The organism is Bacillus cereus group sp. N6 (assembly GCF_016483705.1).
GTDB lineage: Bacteria > Bacillota > Bacilli > Bacillales > Bacillaceae_G > Bacillus_A > Bacillus_A wiedmannii.
Genome location: NZ_JAEHBI010000103.1, coordinates 1 through 5,766 on the forward strand (window position 1 = coordinate 1; position 5,766 = coordinate 5,766).

The following is a 5,766-nucleotide window of genomic DNA, read 5'->3' on the forward strand; positions in this document are numbered from 1 at the left end:
CTCTATTTTATATAGATTCTTTCTCTTATTGGAGTATTTTTTTTCATGTTTTCAAATCGGAAACATGTATTTGGCCTACTTTTTTGTCTGAAAAAGCTGAGTAGTTACCTTTTTTGTAACCATGTATATATCCCTCCTTGAGAAATATATACATGGTTACAAAAAAAGAACCTAATATAAGAGCAATAAAAATGTTATCTTGTATCGTTTAACTTTATATAATAATTTATTTGTAAACTGTTATGAATTTTCTGTGTAAAAAAGGGTGTGTAAAATTTAATTTCTAATTTTAATATATCGTAGTAAAAAATATTTTTTAAATCCATTGCAGGCTGATGTACTATTAGCATCAATCAAATCTGGATAGCGAATATTCATCCACCCAACGATATTAAAAAGTGCTTCAATTCTATAGGAGTATTTGTATTTTTTATCTTGTACCCTGTTCTTTTTAGAGCATTTCAGACAGCTTTGACTTGTATAATCTGAATTAACATATTCAGCATTAATATCAACCGATATCGCTTTTATCATTTTAGTCAACAAGGGATATGATATTGTATGCTGTGTAGATGGAATTAGACGGCAAAAGTCAACTCGTGTAGAAGCATTATATACAAGTCCCCACTTCTATATAATGCAAATTACTTTGTTAGATATGAAATTTTTGATTCTTTTATAATTAGAAAATGTAAGAAGAAAAAAGGAAACAATTATGATTTAACAGTCACACCCCTTTTCATGTGGGATGTGACTGTTTTTTATCAACCATCTATTATTTTGATGTTTAGTACGTACTGTTTGATCGTAGGCTAACCCCGTAAAGGCAACTGAAAGAAATAATTCTATGATTAGAACATCTCTTTGTTAACAGAAAGAAAAATGTTTAATTTCTAATTTTTTCTTTCATCTCACATCTAATTAGGAGGTTTATATTTGAAAACATTACATTCTCACTGTGCTGGACTTGATAGTCATCAACAAGAAATTGTGGTTTGTACTTACATTTGTTCATCAGATGGAGAACTTATCAAAGAAATCCGCACTTTTCCTACAATGACAAAGAACTTATATGAAATACTTCAATATAGACTTATTAAGAAAAAGTTTTGTTCCTCCAATTGATATTCGAAAACTCTGTGATTTAACTCGCCTACGTAAAAAATGGTTACAGCATGTTTAGTAATAGATATCTATACAAATAATAGACTAGGAGGGGGATCCAACCATTAACAATAGTTTGTAGTAATGTTATATAGAATTTTAAAAATACCTCTCATATCCATAATGATTTCTACCTTGTAGATAAAGATTTCACAACATGTTTTGTAATCTTTATCTTACATATATCTTTACTCTTTATCGTCAAATTATATTCACTTTTTTCCCTTTCCTACAGAATTTAAATCCATTGATAACTTTATTCCGTCTTTAGACATAAAAACATGTAAAACCAAACAGATTGTTCGGTTTTACATTGCACATCCACTAAACCTTTTAGAGGAATATTAATTTACATATCTTCACCACTCCTTTTGTTCCATACCACTTAACTACAAGTATTTTATCCAATAATCAAAACTTTTATAATCTTGTTAGTACTCATTCAATGTCCTTTACATCTTGTAAGAAAAAGTAGTTTTTTCGAATACTTCATTACAGTGAAGTATCACCTATCCTAATTGTATTCCAAAAACAATAACTATTATATTAAGTTTAATAAATTAACCGTTAGTATTTGATAAAGATAGCACAATTATAATTCTCAAACCTATATAGTCCATTATTCAAATTTCTACAAGTAAAAGTATCTATAAAAGTCTTATCCCCCTCAAAAGCTATCACGAAATAATAATCTTTTAAAACAACTATATAGCCCCCTAACCTATCTATAAAATTTCACATACCAAAATAATATAAAAACAGCACCAAAAAGATAAACGCTCAAAAAGAAACTGTATCGTAGATATTTTTTATGTATTGGCAGAGTGTACAATTAAAAATCAACCTGCAGGTAGGCCTTCTGATATGCTATATAGTGTTTTTTCTCTCACCATGACGTTATTAATTTTTGCTTGGGCTAATATATTCTCTATTTTAGGAAATATTCCTCGTAAGTAGTTTGAATAGCTCTCTTTTTTTCGTCCTGTTTCTTTTAAAGCAAATGCTATCAACATCCCCATTGTAGATAATCCCGTTTGTGCTAGTTTACCTTTTCCTTCAACTGTTTTATAGATTTTCGTGCTCTTTCTTAACACTTTATTTAGGGTGCTACGAGGAATGTTAAGTACTTCACAAAGTTCTGATTGTGTGAAGTACAGCACTGGTTTATTATTTGAATTTATAGATAAAAACTTAATAATATCAGCTTCCCACTCGTACCAATGACTACGTACACGATCCTTGCGCTGCTTTTTATGCTTTTTCCACAATATTGAAGGTGCACGAAAAGTTGAAGTTTTCCCACTTAATTCATATAGTTGTAATAAACGTTCTATATAATCTTTATGTGCTGCTTGGTATTTTCCAGAGTACGCAGACATCACTATCCCTCTAACTTCTGTATGGTCTAGAGGTTGGTCTAGGTTGCTATTAAATTGATCCATCATATCTATTGTTTCTTTGATGGCTACCTGACTCTGAAAGCAAGCTAAAGACAGAGTGAAAATGGCGTTATTTCGCCCTGCCTTTGTTTGTTTTTGTGATACTTTAGTGCAATTAATAACTTGTTTAAACCATAATTCATCAATCTGCTTCGGTTGATTTACAGGTTTATTTTTAGCAAACGGCCCCTCTATTATATTATAAAATGACTCTTTTCCTTTGTTGTCGTCTTGACGTTTACTCCATTCTTGTAACTCCTTGAATGTATACACATTTTCCTCAAAAAACATTACAATATTTTGTTTTGAAGGCATTCTAAAGAAGCCAAAGTGATTACATGTTAAATCTACATTTGGCAAAAATTCAGCAAACATTTCTCTTAGGTTTTGAGAAATTCTTTTTGCTGATTTAATAGCAATATAGTTTTTATTATTCGTAACATACACTGTTTGATTTAATACGTAATATACTTGAAATCCCTTAGTAGTTTCAATAATCATAGTAGGTACACCGAAACCTGCATTTAGTGCAACATCATTAATTGCTGTTATAGGAAATGATTTAGAGTCAATATCAATAACAAAACAATTGATTTGTTGTAAATTTTTTTCCATATGTCCAACAATTGTACGAAGACCTTTTTCGCTATACGTACCAAAATTATATATATTCGGTGTCCAGTGAGAAGCGTATCCAACATGATCCAATACGGCTTCTTCGGACGATAATACTACGCCACGTGTCCCAAACTTTGCACTTAAATCGTCTTTCTTACGAGCAATAAAGATAGAACCTTTCTTATTTTTTTTATCATTCAAAACTTTGCCTTCAAATTTTTCTTGTGTTTTTACTGCAACTAGTCCTGCTTTAGAGTTTTTCGCTTTATATTTTCGTAATCCTTTATGCAAAATAAGCTGAATTACTTTTTGTACTGTATTCATGTCGAACCTCCTTTTTACTAATTTTTCACAACAAAAAAGGTGAGCAGTTATATCACTGCTCACCCAAATAAATAAACACCCTCAAATTAAATATAAAGGCAGAAAAATCTATATTTTCACAAACTTAAATAAAGATTTCTATCTTTACAATTTCACTCTAATTAACTATACTAAAAATAGATATAGTTAATTAGAACGGTTAAGGATGTTTACTCACTGGTTTGGCAGTGACGTAAATTGAATACAAGATGTTGGTAGCAAATTGTATTCACTAAGAAGTAGAGATGTGAGCAGCAGATTTACTTCCTCTGTGCGATTGAGACCTGAGAAATCTCAATTAGACAGCCGTTCTATTTTTTATTTTTATCCTTTATAGAATTTATATATTCTACAAACTCTTATGAACTTTTTATGTACATTATTAAACTAAATCGTATAGTGTTGAAGAACTTGTTGTCTATAACGTTACAACAAGTTTTTTTATTTGTAAACAACAATCATCAAAGAAACTCAATCAATATCCCTAAATCCCTATTTCTATAATCAGAAATAGGGATTTAGGGATATTTCTATTTTTCTATATTTCTATACTTCCCTATTTTCTCGATTTTTTATTTATATATTTCCTCCTTAATTTTCTCCATCAATCATATGTTTTATAATAAATCATATGTCTCCTATCCTTTAGTGTGAGAGGATAAAGTATTTTTAAAATAAGTCTACTATGCTATTGCAATAAAAAAATATCACTGATATAATTTGGTTAAACTTATAGAAATATCCCTATTTCTATAAGTTTATTTTTCTATATATCCCTATTATTTATGTGGATTTTATAGAAATAGGGATATATAGAAATTTAAAAGATTAAATGGAGTGGTATATATGACAACTACAATTACTGTCGGGAATTATAAAGGTGGCGTTGGTAAAACAACTAATGCCGTATTAAATGCGTATGAGTTTGCAAAGAAAGGAAAGCGAACATTACTTGTTGACCTGGATCCACAAAGTAATGCAACAAAATCTCTTATGTTAACAAAATCTATCTTAAATCCTGATGAAGTAGTAACTATTGAGAAAACTTTAATGAAAGGCATACAAGAAGGAAGTTTAGATGGGTTAGAAGTTGAGATCATGGAAAATTTATACTTAATTCCATCCTATGTGGATTTTCAAGATTTTGCAAAATTTCTATATAAATTTTGTTCTTCAGAAATAGAGGAAGATTATTATTTTAAAAATTTGCTTGAAAAAATTAAGTATAAATATGATTACGTTTTTATTGACGTTCCACCTATGTCGATTGAAGTCACAAAAAATGCAGTAGTGGCTTCGGATTATGTTCTTATTGCACTGCAGACACAAGAAAGATCTCTTACTGGCGCTGAAAACTACGTTAATGAACTCGTAAAATTAAAAGAACAATACAGCCTTGATATTGAAGTCGTAGGTATTCTGCCCGTATTATTAAAAAATAACGGTAAAGTGGATCAATATATTATGGAAAATGCTCGTGAAGTTTTCGGTGAAGAAAACGTATTTAAAAATATAGTCCCACAAATGGAACGTATTAAAAGATTTGATGTTAACGGTATTACTGAAAGAGATCGTCATGATTTAAGTGTACTTGATTTATACAAAAAAATTAGTGATGAATTATTATCTCGTATTGAATTATTCGAAAAATTAAAGGGGGGTCTATAACATGACAGAAATAAAAAATTTGGGTTTATTAAATAGAAAGAACTTTACTCCCGAACAAGCTTATCAATCGTCAGAGGATGCGCAAGGAATACAACAAACAACGATAAAAGAACAACAAAGGCTACAGGAAAAAAAAGTTTTCAAAAACCAACAGGGCAGTATTAAAATTTCAAATCAATCTAAAGAAGAGCTTGAGGCGCTTATGAAAATTACTAATACTAAATATAATTACGAAATAATTGATTTACTTATTGATTGGTATGTTGAAAAAGAATTAACCCCTGCACAGAGAAAAAAGTTTAAGCTACTAACAGAAATTTAACAAATTTATTGAGAGAACTCTCTTTCCTAAAATGTGTGAAAGATGATGACATAATGGTAGGTTTGATATTAAGTCAATAAAATAGACACAGATAATTTCAATTATGCAGCCTCCAATTCGTACATACGTTCTTTTTTAGCCGGTGATAAGTAACCATTCGCTGAATGAATTCTTTTACGATTATAGAAAATT

General features: G+C 29.7%; 4 protein-coding genes. 3 read left to right on the forward strand and 1 reads right to left on the reverse strand.

Going from position 1 to position 5,766, the window contains the following annotated elements:
- The first annotated feature begins 936 nt into the window (after positions 1 to 936).
- A complete protein-coding gene (locus JDS99_RS29640; RefSeq protein ID WP_199696336.1) occupies positions 937 to 1,125 on the forward strand; it encodes a hypothetical protein in 189 nt (62 codons plus the stop codon).
- Positions 1,126 to 2,003: 878 nt separating this feature from the next.
- Here the strand turns inward: JDS99_RS29640 and repS are convergent.
- Positions 2,004 to 3,545 (reverse strand): replication initiation protein RepS, encoded by a 1,542-nt coding sequence (gene repS, locus JDS99_RS29645; protein ID WP_199696337.1) that lies wholly within the window; start codon positions 3,543 to 3,545, stop codon positions 2,004 to 2,006.
- A gap of 885 nt (positions 3,546 to 4,430) precedes the next feature.
- Between repS and JDS99_RS29650 the strand changes: the two genes are divergently transcribed.
- Positions 4,431 to 5,252, forward strand: coding sequence for a ParA family protein (locus JDS99_RS29650; RefSeq protein ID WP_199696338.1), 822 nt, complete (start codon positions 4,431 to 4,433; stop codon positions 5,250 to 5,252).
- A gap of 1 nt (position 5,253) precedes the next feature.
- Positions 5,254 to 5,574: a hypothetical protein gene (locus JDS99_RS29655; RefSeq protein WP_199696339.1), complete on the forward strand. Its 321-nt coding sequence runs from the start codon at positions 5,254 to 5,256 to the stop codon at positions 5,572 to 5,574.
- The last annotated feature ends 192 nt before the right edge of the window (positions 5,575 to 5,766 follow it).